Genomic DNA, 23,596 nt, shown 5'->3' with positions numbered 1-23,596 from the left:
CGGCGCGCGGTCAGCTCACCGGACCGGTCGGCCGGTCGACGACGTGCCCGCCGAACTCCTCGCGCAGGGACGAGAGGACCTGCCCGCCGAACGACCTGTCCTGACGGGAACGCAGGCGCGTGAGCAGCGCCGCGGTGATCGCCGGGGTCGGCACGTCCTTGTCGATCGCCTCGAGCACCGTCCACCGGCCGGTGCCCAGGTCTTCGACGTAGTCGGAGTACTTCGACAGCTCCGGATCCTCGTCGAGCTTGCGGGCCAGCAGGTCCAGCAGCCGGGACTGGACGAGGCTGTTGTGCCGCCACAGCTCGGCGATCGCCGGCAGGTCCAGGCTGTAGTCGCTGGCCTTGAGTACCTCGAAGCCTTCCGCGTAGGCCTCCAGCAGCCCGTACTCGATACCGTTGTGGACCATCTTGACGTAGTGGCCGGAACCCGACGGGCCCACGTACCGGCACCCCCCGTCGGGCGCGATCGCCCGGAGCAGCGGCATCGTCTCCGCCGCCAGATCGGGGTCGCCGCCGACCATCAGGCAGTAGCCGTCCGAGCGCCCGAGCAGGCCCGACGAGGTCCCGACGTCCAGGAACCGTAACCCCCGGTCCCGGCACCGCCCGGCGCGCTCCACCGACTCGTGGAAATTCGTGTTGCCCCCGTCGATCAGCAGGTCACCCGCGGCCAGGGCGTCCTCGAGGAACGCGGTGACGCCGCGGGTCGGCGCGCCGGCGGGGAGCATCGTCCACACGGTCCTCGGCGCCGGTAGCGCCGCGACCAGCGCGTCCAGGTCGTCGACCGGCTCCACCCCGTCGCGGGCCAGCACCGCGAGGGCGTCGCGGTCGAGGTCGTGGGCCACGACCCGGTGACCGGCCTTCAGCCAGTGGCGGGCGATGCCCGCGCCCATTCGTCCTACGCCTACCAGTCCGATGTCCATGAGCTCTCCCCGTGAGCGCGAAGCGATGTTTCGCGCCGTTAATCTACGCTTGGTCACCGCTGGGCATCTCAGGGTTAGGGAAACCACGGAGGCGACAGTGGACGGTGCGGTGCTCTTCGACTTCGACGGCGTCGTCGTCGACACCGAGTCCGCCGTGGTGGCCGCGTGGCGTGCGGACTGCGCCGCGCTGGGCGTTCCGTTCGACCGGGCGGCGTTCGTCGCGGCGGTCGGCGTCCCGAGCCTGCGTCCGGATCGGATCCGGGCCGTGCTCGGGCCCGCCACCGGCGACCCGGCGGTGGCGGCCGCGCGGATCCGCGCCCGGCTGCGTCAGCTCAGCGGCGACCTGCCGGTACTGCCGGGAGTCCACGCGTTGCTCACCGAGATCGCGGCGGCCGGGGTGCCCGCCGCCGTCGTCTCGGGCGCCACCCGGGAGTGGGTGCACGGCCACCTCGACCGCGTCGGGTTGCGCGACGCGTTCGACCTCGTGGTCTGCCGGGACGACGTCCGGGCCGGGAAACCCGCGCCGGACCTGTACCTGGCCGCGCTCGCCGCCCTCGACGTCCCGGCCGGGTCCGCGGTGGCCATCGAGGACACCGCGACCGGCATCGCGGCCGCCCGGGCCGCCGGGGTGCGCTGCGTCGCCGTGCCCGGCCCGGTCACGGTCGACCACGACTTCTCGGGAGCCGAGACCGTGCTGACGTCGCTGGCCGGAGTCCGGCTGACCGACCTCCTTCCCGGCCGGTCTCAGCGCAGCGCCGGCCGCGGATAGTGCAGTGAGCGGCTCGCGGTGTCCAGCACGGCCGGGACGCCGAGCGGCACCGTGAGCTGACGCGGGCCGTGCCCCACGTCGAAGCCGGTCAGCACCGGGATCCCCAGCGGGCCGAGCCGCTCCAGCAGGATGGCGTCCGCATCCTCGCCGCAGTTCTGCCAGCTGCCGACGACGACGCCGACCGCACCGTCGAACCAGCGTGCCCGCAGCAACTGGGTGAAGAGCCGGTCCAACCGGTGCGACTCCTTGTTGACGTCCTCCAGCAGCACGACACAGCCGTCCGCCGAGCCGACCTCGGTGGTACCGAGCAGCGCCGCCAGCAGGTTGAGGTTGCCGCCGACGACCGGGCCGGTCGCGAGTCCGGCGACCAGCTCACGCGCGTGCGGGCTGTGCAGGAGCCGGGACCGGTCCGGCGCGGTCAGCACGCTGATCAGCTGCTCGGCCCAGCGCGGGCCGAGCGCGTCGGAGCCCAGCGCCCGGCCGGCCACCATCGGGCCGTAGAGCGTCGTCACCGGGGCGTGCCGAGCGAGCCACCGGTGCAGCACGGTGACGTCGCTGGAGCCGAGCAGCGGTTTCGGCCGCGCGGCGGCGAAGCGCGCCGGGTCGAGGTGGTCGAGTAGCCGCAGGGCGCCGTATCCACCGCGCGCGCACAGCACCGCCCGGACGTCGTCGTCGCACCAGGCGGAGGTGAGGTCGGCCGCGCGCTGGGCGTCGGTGCCCGCGAGGTAGCCGTGCCGGGCGAGAACGTGCGCGCCGAGCGTCACCTCGAACCCGGCCTTCCGCAGGCGGTCGCAGCCGCGGTCGAGGCGGTCGGCCGGCACCGGGCCGCTCGGGGCGACGACCGCCACCCGGTCGCCGGGGCGTAACCGCGGTGGACGGATATCCCTCATCGCGTGCTCCCTCGCCGTACTCAGTGGACACCGGGCGACTATTGTGCTGCCCGTCGGGAGGTGGGGTGAGCTGATGCGACCGCGGAGCCTCTGGCCGTCCGTCGTGCACGTGCTGACCAGCCTGCCGGTCGCGCTGGGCGGCGCCGTCCTGATCCTGCCCGTGCTCGTCGTCGCGGGGATCTCGGGGCGGCCGCTGCGCGCGGTCGTGGCCGGGCGTACCGCGGCCCAGCGCCGGCGGTTCGCCGCGCTGCTCGACGTCGGGATCGCCGAGGTCACCGCGGTGCGCCGGCAGACCGGCTACCACCTGCTGGCCGTGCCGGTGAGCGCGGCCGGGTTCGCGGTGGTGGCCGGCACCGCCTCGTACGGGCTGGCGCTGCTGGTGACCTCCCGGCCGGTCGGGGTGGTGCCGGTGGTCGTCGCGGCCGGTGCCGCCCCGCTGCTCGCCCGGCTCGACGCCGCGCTGGCCCGGCGGCTGCTCGGGCCCACCGCGGCCGAGGCGCTCGACGCCCGCCTGGCCGAGCTGGCCCGCTCCCGGGCCCGGACGATCGAGGCGGCCGACGCCGAGCGCCGCCGGATCGAGCGTGATCTGCACGACGGCACCCAGCAGCGCCTCGTCGCCCTGGCCCTGACGCTGGGCCTGGCCCGCACCGCACTGGCCGACGGGCCGGGGCGCGACGCGGTCGAGTCGGCGCACCGGCAGGCCAAGGCGGTGCTCGCGGAGCTGCGCGACTTCGTCCGGGGGCTGCACCCGGCCGTGCTCGACGACCGGGGGCTGGACGCCGCGCTCTCGGGCCTGGTCGCCGGGCTGCCGCAGCCGGTCGAGCTGCACGTCGACGTCGCCGGTCGCTGTCCACCGGCGATCGAGGCGATCGCCTACTTCGTCGTGTCGGAGACGCTGACGAACGTGACCCGGCACGCGCACGCGTCGCGGGTCGAGGTGGTGGTGGTCCGCCGGGGCGACCGGTTGCGGCTGACCGTCGTCGACGACGGGGTCGGCGGTGCCGCCGGCCGCGCCGGGGGCGGGTTGGAGGGGCTGGCCCAGCGGGTCGCCGCGGTGGACGGCGAGTTCCGGATCGAGAGTCCGCCCGGCGGACCGACGCGGGTGGAGGCGGAGTTGCCGTGCGGATCGTGATCGCCGAGGATTCGGTGCTCCTGCGGGCCGGGCTGGTCACGCTGCTGGCCGGGGCCGGCATCGAGGTGGTGGCCGAGGTCGGCGACGACGAGGGGCTGCTGCGCGCGGTCGAGCGGCACCGCCCCGACCTCGCGCTCGTCGACGTCCGCATGCCGCCGACGCACACCGACGAAGGGGTTCGTGCCGCGCTCGCGCTCAAGGCGCGGTGGCCGGACGTCGCCGTGCTGCTGCTGTCGCAGTACGTCGAGGAGCGCTACGCCGCCGACCTGCTGGCCGGTCACACCGGCGGGCTCGGCTACCTGCTCAAGGACCGGGTCGCCGACGTCGACGAGTTCATCGAGGCCCTCCGCCGGGTCGCGGCCGGGGGTACCGCCCTGGACCCGGAGGTGGTGGCCCAGCTGCTCGTGCGGCGGCGGACGAGCCCGGTGCGGCAGCTGACCCCGCGCGAGACCGACGTGCTGGCGACGATGGCCGAGGGCCGGTCCAACTCGGCGATCGCGGCGACGCTGGGGATCGGTGGCCACGCCGTCGAGAAGCACGTCAACAACATCTTCGCCAAGCTCGGGCTGGTGCCGGCCGACACCGATCACCGGCGCGTGCTGGCCGTGCTGCGCTACCTCGAGCGGGGCGACCGCCCGTGAGCCGGGCCCGATGGCGGGTCGGCGGCTCGGTCTTCACGGTGGCCGTCCTGCTCGTCGGCACGCTGGTGGCGGTGTCGTCGACGTCCCGCCGGAGCGTCGAGTCCACCGTCACCTACGCCGGGGTCCGCCGGCTGGTCGTCGAGAACACCGGCGGCAGCGGCACGCTCGCCGTGCGGGGCGGGGGCACGCGCGTCACCGTGCACCGGCGGGCCTCCTGGTCGCTCTCCCGTCCCCGGCTCGCCGCGCGCCGGAGCGGCGACACGCTCACGCTCACCGGCGACTGCCTCGGCGACGGCGTGATCACCGTCCGGGTCAACTGCGCCGTCAGCTACGAGATCGACGTTCCGCCGGGGACGCGGCTGGTGGCGGCCACCGCCGGGCGCGTCGACGTCACCGGCGTGACCGGGCCGCTCGACGTCACCGCGCCGGGTCCGATCACGATCACCGGCGCGCGCGGCCCGGTCTCGACGCGCACCCGGCGGTAGGGCTGGCCTCACCCCCGGAGGGCCCGCTGACCGGGTTCCGCCGCCGCGCGCGGTTTTCGATGCTTGGGGTCATGATCCGCTCCGCGAAGACGCTCATCGTGGCCGCCGTCGCCACCGCACTGACCGCGCTCGGCGGGACCGCTCAGGCCGCACCGCCGGGCTGGCAGCCGTGCCCCGCCGGCGACGTGCCCCTGGAGTGCACCCGGGTGACGGTTCCGGTCGACTGGTCGGAGCCGGCCGGCGACACGATCACCCTCAAGGTCTCCCGCCTGCGGGCGACCGGCACGCGCCTCGGTGCGGTGGTGGTCAACCCCGGCGGCCCCGGCATCCCGGGAACCCAGTTCCTCGCCGCGGCCGGAGCGCGGTTCGCCGCCCTCCGCGCGTCCTACGACGTCGTCGCCTGGGACCCGCGCGGGGTCGGCGGGTCCGCGCCGATCAGCTGCCCCGGTCCTCGCCCCGACTCCGGTGTCCCGGCGACCGTCGTCGAGCGGGAGCGGTTCGAGCGGGAGACCGCGGCCTGGGCCCGGCGCTGCCGCGCGGCCGTCGGCCCGCTCTTCGACCACGTCGACACGGTCAGCACCGCACGCGACCTCGACCGCCTGCGCCAGGTGCTGGACGAGCCCCGGCTCAACTACTACGGCGGCTCCTACGGCACCCGCATCGGCCAGTTCTACGCCGACCTCTTCCCGCAGCGCGTCGGGCGCCTGACGCTGGACGCGGTGGTCGACACGACGAGCACCAACGGCCCGTTCGTCGACGGAGCCACCCGGGCGAAGGAGGAGGCGTTCACCGACTACCTGGACACCTGCGCGTCCCGCCCCGGCTGCCCGCTGAAGGGCATGACGCCGGCCCGGGTCCGGTCCTGGCTGATCCCGCGCATCACCGCCGAACCCGCCGTCGGTGGCGAGATCGTCGGTTACCTGACCTCCCCCGCCGACTGGCCCGCGATCGACGAGCACCTCACCCGGGTGCGAGCGGGCACGTACCACCCGCCGGCCGACGACGAGGCCGGCGACGTCCTCAACACCGACGTCAACTGCCTGGACCTCCCCGACCACCGCACCGCGGCCCAGGTGATCGCGGACAGCCGGCGCGCCGCCGCCCGCTACCCGCTGTTCGGGCGGCTGATGACCGCGACCACCGTCTGCAACGTGTGGCCCACCCCGGCCACCTACCACCCGCACCGCATCACCTCCCCCACGCCGATCCTGCTGGTCGGCACCACGCACGACACCGCGACGCCCTACGACTGGGCGGTGCGTACGGCCGGGAACCTGGGGACGGGCCGGCTGCTGACCCGCGACGGCACCGGGCACGGCGCGTACGGCACCGGTCCCTGCGTCACCGGGGCGGTGAACCGGTTCTTCGTCACCGGTGCGCTCCCGGCCCCGGGGACGGTGTGCCCCGGATGACCACCCGCGCAGGACGGGGAGTCGCGACGTGATCGACGGTTCGATCAGTGCGTCGATAGGTAGGACTCCTATCGACTGTGTGCCATGATGGGCCCCGACCGCGCATGCGTGCGTCGCTGGCTCCCCATGGAAGGAACTGAGATGATGACCACTCCGGGCTACGACTACGACGACCCGTCGCTCCGGCCTTCTCCCGTCACCCTCGACGACCTCGAGAAGCTGAAAGCCACCGTCCTGTTCAGCTCGGCCGACGAGGCCGCGCTCAAGACCGCCGGTGACGTGCTCGCCCCGCAGATCGACCAGATCCTCGACGTCTGGTACGGCTTCGTGGGCGCGAACCCCCACCTGGTCGCGTACTTCTCGACCCCGTCCGGGACCCCGCTCCCCGACTACCTGGCGCGTGTCCGGGCCCGCTTCGCGCACTGGATCCTCGACACCTGCAACCGCCCGTACGACGAGCAGTGGCTGGCGTACCACCAGGAGATCGCGATCCGGCACACCGCCGAGAAGAAGAACGAGACCGACCACGTCGACTCCGTCCCCTACATCCCCCTCCGCTACATGATCGGGTTCATCTACCCGATCACCGCCACGATCCGGCCGTTCCTCACCGCCGCCGGACACCGTGAGGAGGAGGTCGAGGCGATGTTCAACGCCTGGTTCAAGTCGGTGACGATGCAGGTCACGCTGTGGTCGTACCCGTACGCGAAGTCCGTCTGGTAAGTCGGCCTCCGCGAGCGACGCCTTGACGTTCAACGAGGCGATCGAAGCAGTCGGGAGAGGCATCGAGGTCGCCGGCGCCGCCGTGATGGTCGTCGGCGCCCTCGGGGCTCTCGTCGTGGCGCTCCGGGGTCTCCGGCGGGCGGAGCCGGACACCTACCGCTCGTTCCGGCAGCAGCTGGGGCGTTCGATCCTGCTCGGCCTGGAGCTGCTCGTGGCCGCCGACATCATCCGGACCGTCGCGATCACCCCGACGCTGGAGAGCGTCGGTGTGCTCGCGGGGATCGTCGTCATCCGGACGTTCCTCAGCTTCTCGCTGGAACTGGAGATCACCGGATCCTGGCCCTGGCAGCCGGGGTCAGAGCAGCGCGACCGGCAGAACGAGCACGGCGAACCGGATCAGGCGCCCCGCGAAGCAGGTGGTCGCGAACTCCCAGTGCCGGAGGCCCGCCGCCCCGGCGGCGACGCTCACCAGGGCTAGCGGGGGGCCCGAGCGTCGCCGCGAGGAACACGGTCGGCAGGCCGGTGCGGCGGTGCGCGAGCCGTCGTCGTACCGGCTCGGCCCAGCGCGCGGATCGGCCCCTCCGGACGAACCGCCCGGTACCGCGACGCGCGGCGGCGAAGAGGAGCAGCTCGCCCGCGGTCTGGCCCGCCGCCAGCAGTGCGACGACGAGCACGGCGTGACCGGTGCGGAAGGAACCGACGTCGGTGGGCGCCAACCCTGCACGATCGGCCGCGGGACGCGCACGCGGAACGTGCCGCGGCGCCGATCGGAGCGCGGAGGCGGTACCGGGGGCCGACCCTCACCGGCACCCCCGGTACCTGGTCGGCGCGGGCGCCGATCGCCACACTGAACGGGTGGTCACCCCCTAGCGCGTGCGCCGCGTCGCCATCGGTGCGGCCGGCTCGATCGTCGTGAGCACCGGAGAGTCGGTCCAGCTGGGCCTGGCGGTGGCGGCCCTCGTGTTCCTGTCGACCGGCGAGGACCCGGCGCGCCGGCCCTGGGCGGGGGGCGCGGCCGGGCTGGCCGGTGCCGCCGTCTGCGGGTCAGCGACGACGGGCTCGGTCCGCCCGGGGTGCCCTCCCGCGGCTCGGGCCCGGCGCCGGCTGGAGTTACTCCAACACCGGTTACGTCCTCGTCGGAATGATCATCGGCCGGGTCACCGGACGCCTCTGGCACCGCGAGGTGGACGACCGCATCGTGCACCCCCTCGGGATGCGCCACACGTTCTTCCCCGGCGCGTCACCGCACCTCCCGGCCCCGCACGCCGACGGCTGGACCCGCTTCGCCCCCGGCGGCCCGCTGGTGACCACGACCGAACCGATCGACGCCGACGCCTCCGGCGGCCACGTCTCGACCACCGCCGACCTCGACCGCTTCCTGCACGGCCTGTTCGACGGCACGCTGCTGGACGCCGCTTCGCTGGCCGCGATGCGGCGCACGGTGGCGGTGCCGCCCGACGTCGAAGCGGTGTGGCCGGGCGCCCGCTACGGGCTCGGCATCTTCTCCCGCCCGCTGCCGTGCGGGGATCTCGCCTGGATCCCGAGCGGCGACCAGCTCGGCTACCGCACCCGCACCGCGATCACCGCCGACGCCCGGCGCAGCGCCGTCGTCTCGATGCCGACGCAGTTCCTCGACTCGCTGGAGGGCGCGCTCGCGCAGGAGAAGCCCACGACGGTCCTGATCGACCACGCGCTCTGCGCCCGGTGACCTACCCGCCGCTCACGGGCTTGGCCTTCTGCGGGGAGAACGTCTCGTGGCGGGCCAGCATCGCGACGAGTTCGCCGATCTTGCGTTCGCGCGTCTCCGCCTTCTTGACCGCGTTGACCCGGTAGATGAGCGAGAACCGGTTGGTCTTGGTGAGCACGTCGAACATGGCTTGGGCGGCCGGTACGGCGGCGATGGCGGCGAGCAGGTCGTCGGGCACCTCGGCCTCCGAGGGCGGGGCGTAGGCCGCCGCCCATCGCCCGTCGGCTTTCGCGGCGTCGACCGCCGCGCGGCCGGCCGGACGCATCCGCCCCTCCGATTCCAGCCGGGCCACGTGGGCGACGTTGCGCTGCGACCAGGAGCTACGGGCCCGGCGCGGCGTGAACCGGATCCAGGAGGCCTCCGCGTCCCGCTTCCGGGCCTGCCCGTCGATCCAGCCGAAGCACAGGGCCTCGTCGACCGCCTGCTGCCAGGTCAGCGTCGTGACCGTGCCGCCCTTCTTGGTCAGCGCCAGCCAGACGCCGGGGGACGTTTCACCGTTCGCCGCCAACCAGTCACGCAGCGCCTCGGCGTCCGCGACGATCAACTCATCCAGCTCCGCGCTCCCCATGACGGCAGGCTAGCCGACCCGTCCGGCGGGTTCCTGCTCTTCGGTGGTCGCGCGGCCGGCGTCCCGGGACGCCGCCGTGTGCTCGCGGGCGGCCTCGCGCTGCGTGTGCGTGACGAGCCCGCGGACGCCGCCGGAGGAAACCTGGCACGAATTGGGGAGATCGGCACGAACGCGACCGTCGACACTGGACGCGCGCTGGCCCCGCTCCCCCGGCGGCCCGGACGGAAGGACGCCGTGAGCACGCCATCTGGTAGCCGACCTGAGCCGAGTGAGTCGAGCGGGCCGAGCGAGTCCGGCGTCGATCGCCCGACCGCGCCGGTTGCGGGCGCCTACACGCACCCCGACACAGCCCTGTCCCGGCGCCCGCGGCCCAAGGCCGGCCCGGCGCAGGCCGCCCCGGCGCCGGCCGCCCCCGGGGCCGCACCACGTTCCCAGCCCGGGTACATCTCCCCGGCCGTCGCACTGGGCGGACGTCCGCTGCCCCCGACCTACCCGCGTACGCGCGCCGCCCCGACATCCGCGCTGCGCGAACGCCCTCTCGTCGCGCCGCGAGACCCGGCGCGCCCCGCGCCGCGAGACCCGGCGCGCTCCGCGTCGGGTACACAGCCTCCGTCCGTGCCGCGGCGTCTGCTCCTGGTGTTCGGGCTGGCCGCGGTCGCCATCGTGGCCGCGTTCCTGGTGACCCTCGGCGTCGTGGAGTCCGGCGACCCCGTCCCCGCGGACCGGACGAGCGCCGAGCCCAGCCCGACCGGCCCGGCCCCGACCGAAGCGGCGAACGACGATTACCGGCCCAACCCGTTCGGCAAACAGTTCTGAGCGGAACCGGCTGATCGATCCGACCACCCGGGGAATTCGCGGACTCGTACTCGTCGCGGGTACGCCGCCGTCCCCGCGGTAGGGACGCCAGCCGAGCACGGCCACACCCGCGCCGTCCTCGCCGGACCGGCGTACGCCGGCTGGGCCCGCGATCAGGTCGCGATCGGAGCCGGAGCCGCCCGGCGCCCCGGACCACCGCCCTGGAGCCGGGCGTCGGTCAGCAGGTAGAAGGTCACCAGCCACTCGCCGATGCGGCCGAGCGCCTCGCCGGTGGGTGAGCCGGTCTCGATCAGCGGGGCCAGCAGATCGTGACCGCGGCGCAGGTGTTCGGTCGCGCGGTCGCTGACCCACGTGGCGTCGGCGCCGAGCAGCAGGGCGTCGACGCTGCCGGGCTCGGTCCGCGCCCGGTCGGCCATGACCAGGTCGTTGGCCAGCCGCACGGCGGTCTCGATCTCGTCGAGTGCGGCCAGGAGCGCCTCGAGCGCGTCCGGCAGATCGTCGCCACCGGCGGTGACCCACCAGGCCAGGACGATCGGGCGCAGGCCGAAGCTGTGGTGGTGGGCCAGGTAGGACTCGATGCTCGGCGCGGGTTCGCCCCGGGCCAGGCGGGTGGCCGTCGTCTGCTCGAAGACCCAGGCGTCGAGCATGCGGCCGAAGCTCCGCCGCCACACCGGGAACAGCGACGGGTAGCGGGGCGCGGTGCGCAGCCGGCGTACCAGGTCGGCCAGGCCACGCTCCAACGGGTCCCCCGGCGTCGGCCGCGCCCCGGCCGAGACGCTGCGCCAGCGCTGGATCAGCCCGTCGAACTCGGCCTGGTCGTGCGTGAAACGGTCGACGTGGTCGTCGGCCACCTGCATCCACACCGCGGTCATGGCCGGCGCGAGCAGTTCACCGGTGGGGGCGTGCGGCCCGGCGTCGACGAGCACCATCGCCGAGACCTCGTCGATCTCGACCGCGTCCGCGAAGGAGGGGCCCACCTCGGCGGCCCACCGGCGCAGCGCACGCAGCAGCCGCACGACCCGGACCGCGGTGCGGGCGGACCCGGTGGTGGCGGCCGGGTTCGGCGACGTCGTGGCGGTCACGGCCGTCCGTCCCGCGCGACGACGGACACCGGCATCTCGTCCGGATGCAGGACGCCCAGCGGGATCTCGACGTCCGGGTCGAGGACCAGTCGCCAGCGCTCGGTGATCGTGGACACGACGACGTCGATCTCGCTCGTCGCGAACCGGTGCCCGAGGCACTTGTGCGCGCCCCCGCCGAACGGGAGGTAGTGCCGGTGCGGCGGTTCCCCGGACGCCCAGCGGTCCGGGTCGAAGACGTGCGGATCGGGGAAGGCGGCGGGGTCCCGGTGCAGCGCCGCGTTGCTCCAGAGCACGTCGGCCCCGGCGGGCAGCGGCCAGGACCCCAGCCGGACCTCGCGCACGGTCCGCCGCATCACGAAGTAGATGGGGTGCCGCAAGCGGAGCACCTCGGTGATCACCGGTCTCAGGTACGCCGGTTCGTCGTGCACCCGCGCCTCGACGGCCGGGTTCCGGGCGAGGTAGTAGAACAGCCAGGCGATGACGGTGGCGGTCGGTTCGATCGCGGTGATCAGGATAGTCGCGACCTCGTCGGCGGCGTCACCACCGTGGTGGGCGCGGCGCAGCGTCGACACGATGTCGTCACCGTCGCCGCTGCTCCGGCCCACCACGTCGTCGACGATCGCGCGCAGGCGCTCGCGCACCGCGGCGTAACGCCGGTTGGTCGCCGTCGGCAGATGCTCCAGCAGGTCCGACGGGGACAACGTCTGCAGGGCGAAGATCGAGAAGACGAACGGGATGTTGTCGGCGAGCCAGTTCGTGTCGGCGTCGTCGAGGTCCCCGCCGAGCAGGGCCCGCGCCGTCGTCCTGGTGGTCAGCCGGTACATGTCGCGGAGCAGGTTCACCGGCTGCCCCGGGCGCCAGGACCGGCTCAGCTCGAGGGCCTGTTCCCGGAAGAGGTCCGCGAACTCCGCGTTCCGGGCCGGCCGGAACGCCGGCAGCAACGCCCGCCGCTGGTCCAGGTGGCCCGGCCCGTCGGTGCAGGCGACACCGCCGCCCGCGACCCGGGCCAGTTTGTCGTAGAGCTTGCCCTGCACGAAGTCGCCGGAGTCGGCGGCCATCGCCCGGTGCACCAGCTCGGCGTCGGTGATCACGTAGACCGGTGTGCGTCCGAAGCGGACCTCGACGACGTCGCCCACGTCGCGCAGCGACTCGAAGAAGCCGACGACGTCCCGGGCCAGCGCCGGCATGTGCCCCACCAGCGGCTGACGCCCCGGCGCCACGGGTACGGCGAAGGTGCTCTCTCCCATGACCCAATACTAGATAGGACTCCTACCTTCGGACAGCCCGGCCCGCGACCGGGTTCACCGCACCCCTCGGACCGCGTAGCGATGCAGGGTGACGCCCTCGTCGAACGACGCCTGCTCGAGCCGGTCGAGCTCGATCGGTTCGTCGTGCGGATCGAACAGCGGCCGTCCCGTACCGAGGACCACGGGATGGGTGAAGAGCAGCAGCTCGTCGAGCAGCCCGGCCCGCAGCAGCTGGGTGGCGAGCGTGGCGCCGCCCACCCCGAGGTCACCGTCGGTCCGCGCGCGCAGGCGCGCGAGCTCCTCGATCGCGTCGCCGTCCCCGCCGATCACGCGCGTGTCGTACCCGGCCTCGGTCCGGGTGCGTGACACCAGCACCTTGGGCTTCGACGTCCAGATCTCGCCGTACTCGCGGAGGAAGCCGGGCAGCGACCGGTCCTCGCGCGCGTCCGGCCAGAACGCCTCCATCGTTTCGCGGACCGTACGCCCCTCCACGATCATCGCCAGCGCGCGGGCCCGGGCGTTGAATTCCCGGTGCAGCGCCTCCCCGATGCGCAGCCAGCTCCCGCCGCCCTCCTCACCCCGGGCGTGCTCGATCTTGAGGTCGAGCGAGACGTTCATCCAGTACACGAAGCGACCGGCCATGAGGACTCCTCACTCCCCGACGGGCGGGATGTTGTGGTTGAGGTGGAACACGTTGCGTGGATCCCAGACGGACTTGAGATCGGATAGCCGGGCGAGCTTGGCGGCCGGGTACGCGCGTCGAACCCCACGCCGGCCCTCGTCGGCCGAGAGCGAGTTGACGTAGACGCCGTCGGCGTGCGGGCCGAGCGCCGCGCCCGCGGCCCGGGCGGCGGCGATCCGGGCGTCGTCCTCGGCCGGATCGGTCCAGCGGGAACCGGCGCCGAACTCGAACCGGGTGCCGCGGTAGCTGAACGCGGTGTCGGCGTCCGCGACGTCGGCGATCGCGCCCCCGTACGCCTGCAGGCCGACGTCGGGCCGGAAGGAGCCGGTGCCCACGTCCGCCGCGCCGCGCAACAGGAACGCTTCGATCGCGGCGGTGGAGAACTCACGCAGGTAGTGCGCGCTGGAGTAGCGCCGGTAGGTGTGCCCGCCGGTGCTGTCGTCGCGGCTCTGGAGTTCCCGATAGGACGGCGTCGTGACCCGCTCGGCGACCGGGCACCTGAGTGCGCGCAGCCCCGGCAGCAACCGGGCACCCCGGGCCGGGTCCCCGACCCAGACGAAGCCGACCGTGGCGATCGCGCCGCCGGGCGCACTCCGGACGTCGGCGGTGAACGTCGCCTCCCGCGGCGCGTCGGCGTTGAGGTCCCGCCAGCCTTCCAGCACCGGCACGGCGTCCTCGGCCGGGAAGTCGAGCTCGGCGACCAGGGCCCGGGTTCCGATGTGGTGCAGCGCGAACTCGAAGTCGGTGACGACGCCGAAGTTGCCGCCACCGCCGCGCAACCCCCAGAAGAGGTCGGGGTTCTCGGTGCGGCTCGCGGTCACCACCTCCCCGTCGGCGGTGACCATCCGGTAGGAGACGACGTTGTCACAGGCCAGTCCGTACCGGCGGGCGAGCCACCCCATGCCGCCGCCCAGGGTCAGGCCGCCGACCCCGGTGTGCGAGACGTTGCCGCTGGTGGTGGCGAGGCCGTAGGGCTGCGACGCCCGGTCGAGCGCGCCGAGCAGCGCGCCGCCCTGAACCGTCGCGCGCCGCCCGACGGGGTCCACCCGGACGGCGTTCATCCGGGTCAGATCGATCATCAGGCCATCGGCGGGCACGGCGAACCCGGCCGCGTTGTGGCCGCCGCAGCGCACCCCGAGCTCCAGCTCGGATTCGCGGGCCAGACGCACCGCGGTCACCACGTCGGCGACGCTCGCGGCCCGCACGATCATCCGCGGACGGCGGTCGATCATCGCGTTCCAGACCGTGCGGGCCGCGTCGTATCCGGGGTCGCCCCCGGTGAGCAGGGAGCCGTCGAAGTGAGGAGTCACGCGCTGAGCGTCCCGGAAATCGGTACCCCCGGTAAGGTCCGATGACATGGGCCGGATCAGGACCAATTCGAGCACGGCCGAGGACCTCCTGATCACTCTCGACCGGTCCGCGGCCGATCCGCTGCACCGGCAGATCGCCGCCTCGATCCGCGGCGGCGTCCGGGACGGCCGGTTGCGTCCCGGCACGTCGCTCCCGCCCACCCGCACCGTCGCCGCCGATCTGGGGGTGTCCCGCGGCGTGGTGGTCGAGGCCTACCAGCAGCTCGTCGCCGAGGGCTACCTCACCAGCCGGGCCGGTGGCTACACCCGGGTCGCGGCCGGGCCGGTTCCGGCGTCCGCGGATCGCCGCACCGCGGATCGGCCGCCGGCCCGGATCGACTTCGGCTACGGCCGGACCGATGTGTCGTCGTTCCCCCGGGCCGCCTGGCTGCGTTCGGTGCGCACGGCCCTCACCACCGCGCCGAACGAGCGCTTCGCCTACCTCGACGGGCGTGGCGTCCCCGAACTGCGCACCGCGCTGAGCGACTACCTCAACCGGGTCCGCGGCACCTCGGCGCGCCCGGAGAACGTCGTCGTCTGCAGTGGCTACGGCCAGGGCGTCGGGCTGCTGATCCAGGTGCTCGCGGCGCGCGGCGCACGGCGGCTGGCCGTCGAGGATCCCTCCGCCGACGACGACGCCCGCCCGCTCGCGGCCGCCGCCGGCCTGGACGTGGTCGGCGTCCCGGTCGGGCCGGACGGCATCCTGGTCGACGAACTCGAACGCACCGACGCCGACGCGGTCGTGCTGACGCCCTCGCACCAGTGGCCCACCGGAGGGGTCCTCTCGGCCACCGCGCGGGCCCGGGTGATCCGCTGGGCGCAGGCCCGCGACGCGCTGGTGATCGAGGACGACTACGACGCGGAGTACCGCTACGACCGCTCGCCGATCGGCGCCATGCAGGGGCTGGCGCCGGACACCGTGGTGTACTGCGGCAGCGCGAGCAAGACCCTCGCGCCCGGGCTGCGGCTCGGATGGCTGCTGGCACCCGCGCACCTGGTCGACGCGATCGCGGCGGCGAAGGTGCTGGCCGACCGGGGCTCCCCCGTCCTGGATCAGCTGACGTTCGCCGACTTCCTCACCCGGGGCGAGTTCGACCGGCACCTCCGGCGGATGCGCCCGGTCTACCGCCGGCGCCGGGACGCGCTCCTGGCCGCGCTGCGCACCTGGTTGCCCGACCTGGAACCGACCGGCGTCGCGGCGGGTCAGCACGTCGTCACCTGGCTCCCCCGGACGCTCGACGAGGACGCGGTCGTGGTGGCCGCCGCCCGGCACGGGCTGATCGTGCGGGGCCTCGCCCCGTACCGGCTGGACCCCGACGGACCGGGCGGGCTGATCTTCGGCTACGCCACCCTCACCGAGCGCGCGATCGCCGAGGGAGTGGAAGCCCTCGCCGACGCGCTCTCCGGCCTGCGACCGCGCTGAGCCTTCCCCCATCGCGGGAACTGTCATCAAATTTTCAGAAACCGCCGGTGATGGTGGGCGAATGAACGCCCACCGCATCCGCCGAGCTCTTCTGCTCCTGGCGGCGACCGGCGCCGCGGTCCTCGCGCTCCGGCATCTCGCTGCCCTCGGCGCCTCGTGGTCGGCCGCGCTGCACCTGATCACCGGGCTTCCCTGGCAGTGGCCGCTCCTGCTCGGCGCGGTGTGGATCCTCGGGCTCAGCGCGCACACCTGGGTGCTCACCGCGTCGCTGCCCGGGCTCACCCACCGCCGCGCGCTGACGCTGAACCTGGCCGGTAGTGCGGTCTCCAACGTCTTTCCGCTCGGCGGGGTGGCCGGTACCGCCCTCAACTTCGGCATGGTGCGCGGCTGGGGCCACAGCGCGCGCGACTTCGCCCGTTTCACGATCGTCAGCAAGGCCTGGGACGTCGCGGCCAAGCTGGTGCTGCCGTTGCTGGCCCTCGTCGCTCTGCTGGGCCTGGACGAGCTGGAACCGACCCGGCACACCGCCGGCTGGCTCGGCCTGGCCGTGCTCAGCGCCGCCGTCGGTGCCCTCGTCGTGACCGCGCTGCTCGGCCGGGCGAAGCCGCTGCTCGCCGTGGTCCGGTTCGCCGAACGGTTCCGGCGGGACCGCACCGGCACCTGGACCGCGTCGGTCGAGACGCTGCTGGCCGACACCAGTCGGCTGGTCCGGCGGCGATGGGCCGGGCTGAGCGGCGGAATGTCCGCCTACCTGGTCCTGCAGGGTGCGCTGTTCTGGCTCTGCCTGCACGCGGTCGGCGTCCACCTCCCGGTCGTCGTCGTGCTGACCGGGCTGGTCGCCGAACGCGTGCTCACCCTGCTCGCCGTCACCCCGGGCGGAAGCGGGTTCGTCGAGGCCGGCACGGTCGCGCTCCTCGTCGCGCTGGGCGCGGCCGCCACCGGCGTGCTGGCCGGTGTGCTGCTCTACCGGGCCTTCGTCTTCGCCGCCGAGATCCCCGTCGGCGGCATCGCCACCGCGTTCTGGGCCCTCGGCCGTCGCGCCACCGCCTGACCTCCCCCGAAGGAGCCCCCTCGTGCGCATCGCCCATGTCACCGACGTCTACCTGCCCCGGCTCGGCGGGGTCGAGCTCCAGGTCCACGACCTGGCCCTCCGCCAACGCTCCGCCGGGCACGACACGGTCGTGATCACCACGACCGCGCCGCCCCCGGGCCTGGAACCGAGCGGCCGGGTCACCGACCGCCTCGCCGACGTCGAGGTCCTGCGGCTCGGCCACGGCCGGATCGGCGCCGGTCCGTACCGCGGCGTCAGCGACGACGAGCTCGTCGCGACGCTGGCCGCGCTCGGCATCGACGCGGTCCACGTCCACCTCTCGACGTTCTCGCCGCTGGCCTGGGCCGCGGCGCGGCTGGCGGGGCGCACCGGCCTGCCCACCGTCGTATCGGTGCACTCGATGTGGCACGACATCGCGCCACTGGTGCGCGGGTACGCCCGGCGGCGGCACGCGAACCGGTGGCCGGTGGCATGGGCCGCGGTCAGCAGCGTCGCCGCCGCGGGGGTGCGCGACGCGCTGGACGGCGCACCGGTCGACGTGCTCCCGAACGGCATCGACCCCGGCGCCTGGCTCCAGCCGGGAGCACCGGACCCGACCCGGGTCCCCACGGTGATCAGCGTCGGCCGGATGGTCCGGCGCAAGCAGCCGCGTCCGCTGCTGCGGACGCTGCTCGCGCTACGCGCCACCCGTCCCGGGGCCTTCACCGCGGTGCTGGTGGGTGACGGGCCGCTGCTGCCCGCGCTGCGTCGCGAGGTCGACCGGGCCGGGGCGGCGGACGACATCGTGCTGACCGGTGCCCTGGACCGCACCGCGATCCGGGCCCGGCTCGCGGCCGCGGACCTCTACCTGGCGCCGGCACACCGCGAGTCGTTCGGCATCGCCGCCCTGGAGGCGCGCAGCGCCGGGCTGCCGGTGATCGCCCGCACCGGCAGCGGCGTCGCCGACTTCATCCGCGACGGCGTCGACGGCTGGCTGGTGGGCTCCGAGGCCGACCTGCTCGCCACCGTGGGCGCCCTGCTCGACGCCCCCGACCGGATCGCCGCGATCGGCCGGCACAACCGGGCCGTGCCACCGGCCGTGAACTGGGACGCGGTCCTGAACCGCGCGTCGGCGCTCTACGATCGCGCGGCCGGCCACCAGGGTCGGGTCGGCGTCCGATGATCCTGGTCTCCTTCCACGCCCATCCGGACGACGAGGCGCTGCTCACCGGGGGGACGCTCGCGCGGGCCGCCGCCGAGGGGCACCGGGTGGTGCTGGTCGTCGCCACGCTGGGCGGCGCGGGCCTGGCCGCGGACCCCCGCGGTGAGGCGCTGGCCGCGCGGCGGCACCGGGAACTGCTGGCGTCGGCCGCCGCCCTCGGCTGCGCCCGGGTCGAGGTGCTGGGGTACGACGACTCCGGCCTGGACGGAGCCCACCCCGCGGCCCGGCGCTTCGCCGACGCTCCGGCCGAGCAGGCCGCGCACCGGCTGGCCGCGATCCTTCGTGCCGAGCGGGCGGACGTCCTCACCAGCTACGACGTCCACGGCGGCTACGGGCACCCCGATCACCTGGCCGTCCACCGCGTCGGCGCCCGCGCGGCCGAGCTGGCCGACGTACCGGTCGTGCTCGAAGCCACGATCGACCGGGACTCGCTCCGGCTGCTGCTCCGTGCACTCGGACTGGCCCGGCGGTGGCTCCCGGCTCTCCCGCTGGGCGACGCCGTGTTCACGCCGCGCGCGGAGATCACCCACTCCGTCGACGTCCGGCGCTACCTGCCGCAGAAGCGCGCCGCGCTGCGCGCCCACGTCAGCCAGGGCGAAGGCGGACGTGGTCCACGCACGATCACCACCCTCCTGCGACTGCCCGGGCCGCTGTTCACCCTGGTCGCCGGCCGCGAATGGTTCGTCCAGCGCGGGGAACACCCGGCCGGCCTCCGGAGCCCGTTCCTCGAACCGGCAGGCTAGGCACCGGCGTCCATTCGCTCGACGACCCAGGCCACCCACTCGCGCTGGACGCTGTACCAGCGCAGGCCGAACTCGGCCGCGTACCGGGCGAACCCGAACTGTCCGCCGTCCTCGGCGCTCTCCATGCGCGCGATCACGGCACGCGGGTCGGCGCTCTCCCGCTCGCTCTCCGCGGTGATCCGCTCGACCAGCACGCGGGCGTGGTCCGCCGCGCCTCACCTACCACCGCCTCGACCCGGCGGGGAACCTGGTGCGCAGCGAGCCGGTCGCGGTGCCAGGGCTGACGATGATGCACGACTTCGCGATCACCCGGAACCACATCGTCTGGCTCGACGATCGAGAAGGGACCGAGGGCGACCGTCACGGTGCCCCGGCGGATGCCGCTCGGGGGTGGCGTTTCTCCTCCGGCTGAGCCGGGCCGGCACCGACGTCGTCACGGGCGTCCGCACCACCGGTCGCCACCCGGCGGTGCGGGCCGGGGTCACCGCCGGTTCCGGCGTCACGGTGATCGGTGACGGCGCGGCCGGGCCGCAGCGCCCGCTCGGCCAGCACCGCGAGCAACGGCGCGCACGCGTACACCAGCGCCTGCCACCCGAATCCGAGCGCGAACACGACCGTCGCCACGCTCATCGGTGCGACGAGCGGCAACGCGATCGCCAGCGCGAGGCACCCGGCCCCCAGCACGATCTCCGACCAGGCGTCCCGGACGAACCGGAACCGGCGCGGCAGCACCCGGAACTTGTTCGTGCGTTGCCAGCGCGCCGGGCGGCCGATCAGCACCCCGAACGCCGCGCCGGACATCGTCGGCTTCACCGCGAGCAGCGCGACGCACGCGCCGAGGAACGCACCGAAGCCGGCGCCGACCGCCGTCCGGAACAGCGTCCACCGCATGATCCGGCGCGCCACCAGCCCGGCGGCCAGCGGCAGCAGCAACACCGCAGGCACGTCCGGGATGTCGTGGCGCGCGAACATCATCCCGACGAGCACCAGGCTGACCGGCAGCGAGAGCACACCGAGCCCGGTGACCAGCACGACCAGGCCGTAGTGGCCGTGGCGGATCCGCTGGGCCCGGGTCAGCCGCGACGGCACGCCCAGCGGCCGGGGGAGGTAGAGCCGGGCATGGGCCTTGAACTCCTGCCCCGGCCCGTAGGTCCAGCGGAACCGCTGTTTCTTCAGCTCCGCGACGGTCTCCGGGATCAGGCCCCAGCCGTAGGCCCGGTCGACGAGCACCGAGCTGTATCCGGCCGCGTGGGCCCGGATCGCGAACTCGGAGTCCTCGGTCTGGCACCACTCGGCCCATCCGCCGGCGGCGTCGAGCGTCTCCAGCCGGATCAGCGACATCGTGCCCACCGTGATGCCCGCGCCGTGTTCGTTGCGCGAGCGCATCTCGGTGACCTGGGCCCACTCGTACCCGGTGTTCGCCCAGCGGCCGTACGCGGAGTGCTCGTAGGCCCGGTAGGCGTGCGGGCACTGCACAAAACCGATCTCGGGGTCGTCGAAGAACCCGACCGTGTGGCGCAGCCAGAGCGGGTCGACCTGGTAGTCGGCGTCGACGAGCGCGACCAGCGCGGTCCGGGGGTCCAGGTGCGGGCGGGACCAGTTGAGCGCGCCGGCCTTCGCGCCGGTGATGCCCTCGACGTGCCGGAAGCGGAAGCGGTCACCGAGCTCGGCGCAGTGCTGCTCGACCGGGCGCCAGAGCTCCTCGTCGCCGGTGTTGTTGTCGATGACCAGCACCTCGAAGTGCGGATAATCGAGCCGGGCCAGCGCGTCGAGCGTCGCGATCACGACCGACGGCGGTTCCGCGTGGATCGGCACCTGCACGGTCACCAGCGGGGCGTCGCCGCCCGGCTCCCGGTCGACGAGCGGAGCGAGGCTGCGCCGCCAGTGCCGGCGCAGCCCGATCTCCCAGTTCTCGTACAACTGCAGCAGGCTCGACGGGGTCCGCACGACACCGACGAGCGCGACCACCCAGATCAGCACCAGCCCGACCGGGTGGACGGTGAGCCCGGCCAGGTGCAGCAACCCGACCACCGTGCCCGCCGCGGTGCTGACCAGCAGCGTCGCCCACGCGACCGCGCCGGACGGCCGGAGCCCCGGCGCGCACCGGACCGCCACGGCGCCCAGCACCAGCACGCCCACCGCCGACGCCGCCGGCCGACCGGTCAGGAGCGCACCGCCGGCGCCGGCCGCGGCGCAGACCACCGGGACGACCGCCGCCGGCAGCCTGCGGCCACGGACCAGTTCGACGCTGAGCAGAACGACAGCGCACAGGTGCGCCACGGCCGTGACGACGAAGACGGTGTCCACTGGCTCCATTGTGTACGGGCAGCGGAGCGGCAGCGTGACCGGCCCCGGCGTCAGTCGCCGGGGCGCGCGATCGTCGCGGCGATCAGGACTTGAAGACGTCCTTGATCTTCTCGCCGGCCTGCTTCAGGTTCGCGCCGGCCTGGTCGCCCTTGCCTTCCGCCTCCAGGTCCTTGTCGTCGGTCGCCTTGCCGGCGCCCTCCTTGACCTTGCCGCCCAGCTCTTCGGTCTTGTTGCTCAGTTTGTCCTCGGCGCTCATGACCACTCCTCACGCTCCGAGCCCGCCTGATGCGAGCCCGGAGACCGCCTGGTACCCCGGGCGACGATCACTAACCTCGCGCCCGGGCTCGACCTACCAGCTGGACTTGCTGATGCCGGGAAGTTCGCCGGCGTGGGCCAGCTGCCGGAAACGCACCCGGGAGAGCCCGAACGCACGCAGGTGCCCGCGCGGCCGCCCGTCGACCACGTCGCGGTTGCGCAGGCGGGTGCGGCTGGCGTCCCGGGGCTGACGCGTGAGCTCGGCCCTCGCGGCGGTCCGTTCGTCGTCGGTGCTGCGTGGGTTGCCGATCACCCGCTTGAGTTCGGCCCGGCGCGCGGCGTGCCGGGCGACGACGACGCGCCGCCGGGTGTCGCGCGCGACGGTGCTCTTCTTCGCCATCAGATCGTCTCCCCGCGCCGCGTGGTCCGGCGGTGCGACGGCGACCCGGCGTTCCCGAACCCGGGGGTGCGGCCGGTCCCCCGGCAGCGGGCGCTCATCGTCGTCCGCTCTCGAAAATGATTTTCATTTGCTCTACGGTAGGGCATGCGCCGGTACCTCTCCGGCGCGGCCCGATCGAGAGGAGCACCGATGCCTGATCCGGTGGTGGTCACCTGCGGTGGCCGACGTTGTCTGGCGCTGCGGCCCGACGCCTCGACGGACCTGTTGCGCGCGGCGGTCCGCGAGACGTCCGGAGCGGTGCTGATCCGCAGCCAGGGCTGCCTCGGCCCGTGCGTGTGGGCTCCGGTCGCGCTCGTCGCGCCGCGATCGGACCCCGGCGGCGGTCCCCTGGCCGCCACGATGCTCGGGCCGCTGCACCACCCGGCCGACCTGCACTCCCTCGCCGACTGGGTGCGCGGAGGCGGGCCGTCCGCGGCGCCGTTGCCCGCCCAGCTGCGCGACCTCCAGCGACGCGACCTCGCCTGACCCCCGGGAAGGACCATGACCGACATCCCCCGCCCCGCCGTCACCGTGCTGAGCGGCTTCTCCCCCGCCGCGACCGGCGCGGTCGCCCGCCGCCTGCTCGTCGACGACCCGAGCCTGCTGCTGGTGGTCCACTCGATCGACGATCTCGCCGACGGCACGGTCCGGCGGCTGGTCCGCACCGCCGCCGGCATCGTCGAGGACGTCACCGTCGAACTCGTGCACGGCTGCTTCTCCTGCACGCTGCGCGACGACGTCCTCCCGACGCTGGTCCGGCTCGCCCACGAGCGCCCCGGCAGCGATCTGCTGCTCGCGCTGCCCCGCGCCGTCGAACCGGAGGCCGTCGCCGCGGCCTGCGCCCACTCGCCGTGGGTCGCCGAGGCCGTGCGGTTCGACTCCTACGTCACGGTCGTCGACGCCGGCCGGATCACCGGCGACCTGGACACCACCGACGACCTGCGTGACCGCGGGTTGCACGTCGCACCGGACGACCATCGCGCGGTCGCCGACGTCGTCGCCCGCCAACTCGAGTACGCCGACACGATCCTCACCTGGACGCCCCCCGACACCGACCCGCTCGACCGCGTCCGCACCGCCACCCTGCTGCGGCGCCTCGTCCCCTGGGCGGTCCCGGTCGACGCCGACACCGGCGACCTCCCGGCCGCGATCCGGCGAACCCACCGGCACGACCCCCGGCTCCCCGCGACGCTGGGCCGGGCGCTGGCGGGCTACCCGATCGGCGACCAGGCACCGACCGGCGACTGGGGCGTCGCCTCGCTGGTGTTCGAGGCCCGGCGCCCGTTCCATCCGCAGCGCCTGCACGACGCCCTCGAGGACCTCGCCGGCCTGACCCTGCGTGCCCGCGGGCAACTCTGGATCGCCAGCCAGCCCGACACCGTGCTCGGCTTCGAAGCCGCCGGCGGTGGCATCGGGCTCGGCGGCCTCGGCTACTGGCTCGCCGCGCTGCCCCCGGCCCGGTGGACCGAGGCGTCGCTCGACCGCCGGCTGACCGCCGACGCCACCTGGGACCCCTACTACGGCGACCGCCGCACCACGCTCGCCTTCGTCGGGCTCGACCTCGCCTCCGACGCGCTCACCACGCTCCTGACCCACTGCCTGCTCACCGACGACGAACTCGCCGACGGCCACGACACCTGGCCGACGCTCCCCGACCCGTTCGCCGGCTGCTTCACCCACCCCGAAACCACGGACGCCCCCGCGTGAACCGC

The 23,596-nt window shown here is 74.3% G+C and carries 26 protein-coding genes and 1 pseudogene; 16 read left to right on the top strand and 11 right to left on the bottom strand.

The window, feature by feature from the left end; translation table 11 throughout:
• Positions 1–10: 10 nt before the first annotated feature.
• Complete coding sequence (gene gnd / locus CRYAR_RS18615; RefSeq protein ID WP_035852527.1) at positions 11–922, bottom strand: phosphogluconate dehydrogenase (NAD(+)-dependent, decarboxylating); 912 nt, start codon at positions 920–922, stop codon at positions 11–13.
• 97 nt (positions 923–1,019) lie between these two features.
• Here gnd and CRYAR_RS18610 point away from each other — a divergent pair, with 97 nt between their 5' ends.
• Positions 1,020–1,691, top strand: coding sequence for an HAD family hydrolase (locus CRYAR_RS18610; RefSeq protein WP_035852524.1), 672 nt, complete (start codon positions 1,020–1,022; stop codon positions 1,689–1,691).
• On the opposite strand, the gene CRYAR_RS18605 is transcribed toward CRYAR_RS18610, so the two are convergent.
• Entirely contained in the window at positions 1,667–2,581 is a 915-nt protein-coding gene (locus CRYAR_RS18605) for a S66 peptidase family protein (RefSeq protein WP_035852523.1), read from the bottom strand. The genes CRYAR_RS18610 and CRYAR_RS18605 overlap by 25 nt on opposite strands.
• 73 nt (positions 2,582–2,654) lie before the next feature.
• Here CRYAR_RS18605 and CRYAR_RS18600 point away from each other — a divergent pair, with 73 nt between their 5' ends.
• From CRYAR_RS18600 to CRYAR_RS18570, 7 genes are all read left to right on the top strand, one after another.
• Entirely contained in the window at positions 2,655–3,713 is a 1,059-nt protein-coding gene (locus CRYAR_RS18600; protein ID WP_035864719.1) for a sensor histidine kinase, read from the top strand.
• Positions 3,710–4,354, top strand: a complete 645-nt coding sequence (locus tag CRYAR_RS18595; RefSeq protein WP_035864717.1) for a response regulator — start codon at positions 3,710–3,712, stop codon at positions 4,352–4,354. The genes CRYAR_RS18600 and CRYAR_RS18595 overlap by 4 nt, the downstream gene beginning before the upstream one ends.
• Entirely contained in the window at positions 4,351–4,839 is a 489-nt protein-coding gene (locus CRYAR_RS48120; protein WP_035852522.1) for a hypothetical protein, read from the top strand. Before CRYAR_RS18595 ends, CRYAR_RS48120 begins: the two co-directional genes overlap by 4 nt.
• Before the next feature lie 71 nt (positions 4,840–4,910).
• Positions 4,911–6,251 (top strand): alpha/beta hydrolase, encoded by a 1,341-nt coding sequence (locus CRYAR_RS18585; protein WP_051570603.1) that lies wholly within the window; start codon positions 4,911–4,913, stop codon positions 6,249–6,251.
• Positions 6,252–6,392: 141 nt separating this feature from the next.
• The gene (locus CRYAR_RS18580; protein ID WP_211247529.1) at positions 6,393–6,974 is read left to right on the top strand and encodes a protoglobin domain-containing protein; all 582 of its coding nucleotides are present in this window, start codon (positions 6,393–6,395) and stop codon (positions 6,972–6,974) included.
• Between the two features lie 22 nt (positions 6,975–6,996).
• On the top strand, positions 6,997–7,452 hold the full coding sequence (locus tag CRYAR_RS18575; RefSeq protein ID WP_211247528.1) for a DUF1622 domain-containing protein: 456 nt from the start codon (positions 6,997–6,999) through the stop codon (positions 7,450–7,452).
• A 549-nt stretch (positions 7,453–8,001) separates the two neighbouring features.
• A complete protein-coding gene (locus CRYAR_RS18570) occupies positions 8,002–8,682 on the top strand; it encodes a serine hydrolase domain-containing protein (RefSeq protein WP_084700682.1) in 681 nt (226 codons plus the stop codon).
• A 1-nt stretch (position 8,683) separates the two neighbouring features.
• Here CRYAR_RS18570 and CRYAR_RS18565 read toward each other — a convergent pair whose 3' ends face one another.
• Complete coding sequence (locus CRYAR_RS18565) at positions 8,684–9,289, bottom strand: YdeI/OmpD-associated family protein (protein WP_035852520.1); 606 nt, start codon at positions 9,287–9,289, stop codon at positions 8,684–8,686.
• A 615-nt stretch (positions 9,290–9,904) separates the two neighbouring features.
• Between CRYAR_RS18565 and CRYAR_RS18560 the strand changes: the two genes are divergently transcribed.
• Entirely contained in the window at positions 9,905–10,105 is a 201-nt protein-coding gene (locus CRYAR_RS18560; RefSeq protein ID WP_035852518.1) for a hypothetical protein, read from the top strand.
• A 152-nt stretch (positions 10,106–10,257) separates the two neighbouring features.
• Here the strand turns inward: CRYAR_RS18560 and CRYAR_RS18555 are convergent, their stop codons facing one another.
• Genes CRYAR_RS18555 through CRYAR_RS18540 form a run of 4 tightly spaced genes read right to left on the bottom strand, consistent with a single transcriptional unit; the run spans position 10,258 to position 14,474 of the window.
• Positions 10,258–11,187 (bottom strand): terpene synthase family protein, encoded by a 930-nt coding sequence (locus CRYAR_RS18555; RefSeq protein ID WP_035852517.1) that lies wholly within the window; start codon positions 11,185–11,187, stop codon positions 10,258–10,260.
• The gene (locus tag CRYAR_RS18550) at positions 11,184–12,434 is read right to left on the bottom strand and encodes a cytochrome P450 (protein ID WP_035852516.1); all 1,251 of its coding nucleotides are present in this window, start codon (positions 12,432–12,434) and stop codon (positions 11,184–11,186) included. The genes CRYAR_RS18555 and CRYAR_RS18550 overlap by 4 nt, the downstream gene beginning before the upstream one ends.
• A gap of 54 nt (positions 12,435–12,488) precedes the next feature.
• A complete protein-coding gene (locus CRYAR_RS18545; RefSeq protein WP_035852515.1) occupies positions 12,489–13,076 on the bottom strand; it encodes a dihydrofolate reductase family protein in 588 nt (195 codons plus the stop codon).
• A gap of 9 nt (positions 13,077–13,085) precedes the next feature.
• On the bottom strand, positions 13,086–14,474 hold the full coding sequence (locus tag CRYAR_RS18540) for an FAD-binding protein (RefSeq protein WP_084700680.1): 1,389 nt from the start codon (positions 14,472–14,474) through the stop codon (positions 13,086–13,088).
• Between CRYAR_RS18540 and pdxR the strand changes: the two genes are divergently transcribed.
• The 4 genes from pdxR (at position 14,473) to CRYAR_RS18520 (ending at position 18,883) form a co-directional block, all read left to right on the top strand.
• Positions 14,473–15,888 carry a MocR-like pyridoxine biosynthesis transcription factor PdxR gene (pdxR, locus tag CRYAR_RS18535; protein ID WP_035852513.1) on the top strand — a complete coding sequence of 472 codons (1,416 nt, stop codon included), beginning with the start codon at positions 14,473–14,475 and terminating at the stop codon, positions 15,886–15,888. The genes CRYAR_RS18540 and pdxR overlap by 2 nt on opposite strands.
• Before the next feature lie 61 nt (positions 15,889–15,949).
• Positions 15,950–16,939 carry a lysylphosphatidylglycerol synthase domain-containing protein gene (locus CRYAR_RS18530; RefSeq protein WP_035852507.1) on the top strand — a complete coding sequence of 330 codons (990 nt, stop codon included), beginning with the start codon at positions 15,950–15,952 and terminating at the stop codon, positions 16,937–16,939.
• 22 nt (positions 16,940–16,961) lie between these two features.
• Positions 16,962–18,101 (top strand): glycosyltransferase, encoded by a 1,140-nt coding sequence (locus tag CRYAR_RS18525; protein WP_035852504.1) that lies wholly within the window; start codon positions 16,962–16,964, stop codon positions 18,099–18,101.
• The gene (locus CRYAR_RS18520; RefSeq protein WP_035852496.1) at positions 18,098–18,883 is read left to right on the top strand and encodes a PIG-L deacetylase family protein; all 786 of its coding nucleotides are present in this window, start codon (positions 18,098–18,100) and stop codon (positions 18,881–18,883) included. Before CRYAR_RS18525 ends, CRYAR_RS18520 begins: the two co-directional genes overlap by 4 nt.
• Here CRYAR_RS18520 and CRYAR_RS18515 read toward each other — a convergent pair.
• The gene (locus CRYAR_RS18515) at positions 18,880–19,077 is read right to left on the bottom strand and encodes a hypothetical protein (protein ID WP_035852493.1); all 198 of its coding nucleotides are present in this window, start codon (positions 19,075–19,077) and stop codon (positions 18,880–18,882) included. The genes CRYAR_RS18520 and CRYAR_RS18515 overlap by 4 nt on opposite strands.
• A 2-nt stretch (positions 19,078–19,079) precedes the next feature.
• Between CRYAR_RS18515 and CRYAR_RS50805 the strand changes: the two are divergent.
• Positions 19,080–19,217, top strand: a pseudogene (locus CRYAR_RS50805) (carotenoid oxygenase family protein); the annotation flags it as partial.
• A gap of 26 nt (positions 19,218–19,243) precedes the next feature.
• Here the strand turns inward: CRYAR_RS50805 and CRYAR_RS43280 are convergent.
• From CRYAR_RS43280 to rpsN, 3 genes are all read right to left on the bottom strand, one after another.
• Complete coding sequence (locus CRYAR_RS43280; RefSeq protein WP_051570598.1) at positions 19,244–21,190, bottom strand: glycosyltransferase family 2 protein; 1,947 nt, start codon at positions 21,188–21,190, stop codon at positions 19,244–19,246.
• An 82-nt stretch (positions 21,191–21,272) separates the two neighbouring features.
• Positions 21,273–21,446, bottom strand: coding sequence for a CsbD family protein (locus tag CRYAR_RS45840; RefSeq protein ID WP_084700676.1), 174 nt, complete (start codon positions 21,444–21,446; stop codon positions 21,273–21,275).
• Positions 21,447–21,539: 93 nt separating this feature from the next.
• Positions 21,540–21,845 carry a 30S ribosomal protein S14 gene (gene rpsN / locus CRYAR_RS18505; protein ID WP_035852490.1) on the bottom strand — a complete coding sequence of 102 codons (306 nt, stop codon included), beginning with the start codon at positions 21,843–21,845 and terminating at the stop codon, positions 21,540–21,542.
• Between the two features lie 189 nt (positions 21,846–22,034).
• Between rpsN and CRYAR_RS18500 the strand changes: the two genes are divergently transcribed.
• Both CRYAR_RS18500 and CRYAR_RS18495 read left to right on the top strand, forming a co-directional pair.
• On the top strand, positions 22,035–22,370 hold the full coding sequence (locus CRYAR_RS18500; RefSeq protein ID WP_157017874.1) for a (2Fe-2S) ferredoxin domain-containing protein: 336 nt from the start codon (positions 22,035–22,037) through the stop codon (positions 22,368–22,370).
• A gap of 15 nt (positions 22,371–22,385) precedes the next feature.
• A complete protein-coding gene (locus CRYAR_RS18495; RefSeq protein WP_035852485.1) occupies positions 22,386–23,591 on the top strand; it encodes a GTP-binding protein in 1,206 nt (401 codons plus the stop codon).
• Positions 23,592–23,596 lie beyond the last annotated feature (5 nt).

This window comes from Cryptosporangium arvum DSM 44712 (assembly GCF_000585375.1).
GTDB classification, from domain to species: domain Bacteria; phylum Actinomycetota; class Actinomycetes; order Mycobacteriales; family Cryptosporangiaceae; genus Cryptosporangium; species Cryptosporangium arvum.
Note: the sequence above shows the minus strand (reverse complement) of the source record. Positions and strands in the feature narration are given on the sequence as shown.

Coding starts and splice junctions, on each gene's coding strand:
- CRYAR_RS18495 (WP_035852485.1), top strand. CDS start 22,386: ATGACCGACATCCCCCGCCCCGCCGTCACCGTGCTGAGCGGCTTCTCC.
- gnd (WP_035852527.1), bottom strand. CDS start 922: ATGGACATCGGACTGGTAGGCGTAGGACGAATGGGCGCGGGCATCGCC.
- CRYAR_RS18540 (WP_084700680.1), bottom strand. CDS start 14,474: ATGTCATCGGACCTTACCGGGGGTACCGATTTCCGGGACGCTCAGCGC.
- CRYAR_RS18605 (WP_035852523.1), bottom strand. CDS start 2,581: ATGAGGGATATCCGTCCACCGCGGTTACGCCCCGGCGACCGGGTGGCG.
- CRYAR_RS18550 (WP_035852516.1), bottom strand. CDS start 12,434: ATGGGAGAGAGCACCTTCGCCGTACCCGTGGCGCCGGGGCGTCAGCCG.
- CRYAR_RS18585 (WP_051570603.1), top strand. CDS start 4,911: ATGATCCGCTCCGCGAAGACGCTCATCGTGGCCGCCGTCGCCACCGCA.
- CRYAR_RS18530 (WP_035852507.1), top strand. CDS start 15,950: ATGAACGCCCACCGCATCCGCCGAGCTCTTCTGCTCCTGGCGGCGACC.
- CRYAR_RS18580 (WP_211247529.1), top strand. CDS start 6,393: ATGATGACCACTCCGGGCTACGACTACGACGACCCGTCGCTCCGGCCT.
- CRYAR_RS18600 (WP_035864719.1), top strand. CDS start 2,655: ATGCGACCGCGGAGCCTCTGGCCGTCCGTCGTGCACGTGCTGACCAGC.
- rpsN (WP_035852490.1), bottom strand. CDS start 21,845: ATGGCGAAGAAGAGCACCGTCGCGCGCGACACCCGGCGGCGCGTCGTC.
- CRYAR_RS18545 (WP_035852515.1), bottom strand. CDS start 13,076: ATGGCCGGTCGCTTCGTGTACTGGATGAACGTCTCGCTCGACCTCAAG.
- CRYAR_RS18520 (WP_035852496.1), top strand. CDS start 18,098: ATGATCCTGGTCTCCTTCCACGCCCATCCGGACGACGAGGCGCTGCTC.
- pdxR (WP_035852513.1), top strand. CDS start 14,473: ATGGGCCGGATCAGGACCAATTCGAGCACGGCCGAGGACCTCCTGATC.
- CRYAR_RS18500 (WP_157017874.1), top strand. CDS start 22,035: ATGCCTGATCCGGTGGTGGTCACCTGCGGTGGCCGACGTTGTCTGGCG.
- CRYAR_RS45840 (WP_084700676.1), bottom strand. CDS start 21,446: ATGAGCGCCGAGGACAAACTGAGCAACAAGACCGAAGAGCTGGGCGGC.
- CRYAR_RS18565 (WP_035852520.1), bottom strand. CDS start 9,289: ATGGGGAGCGCGGAGCTGGATGAGTTGATCGTCGCGGACGCCGAGGCG.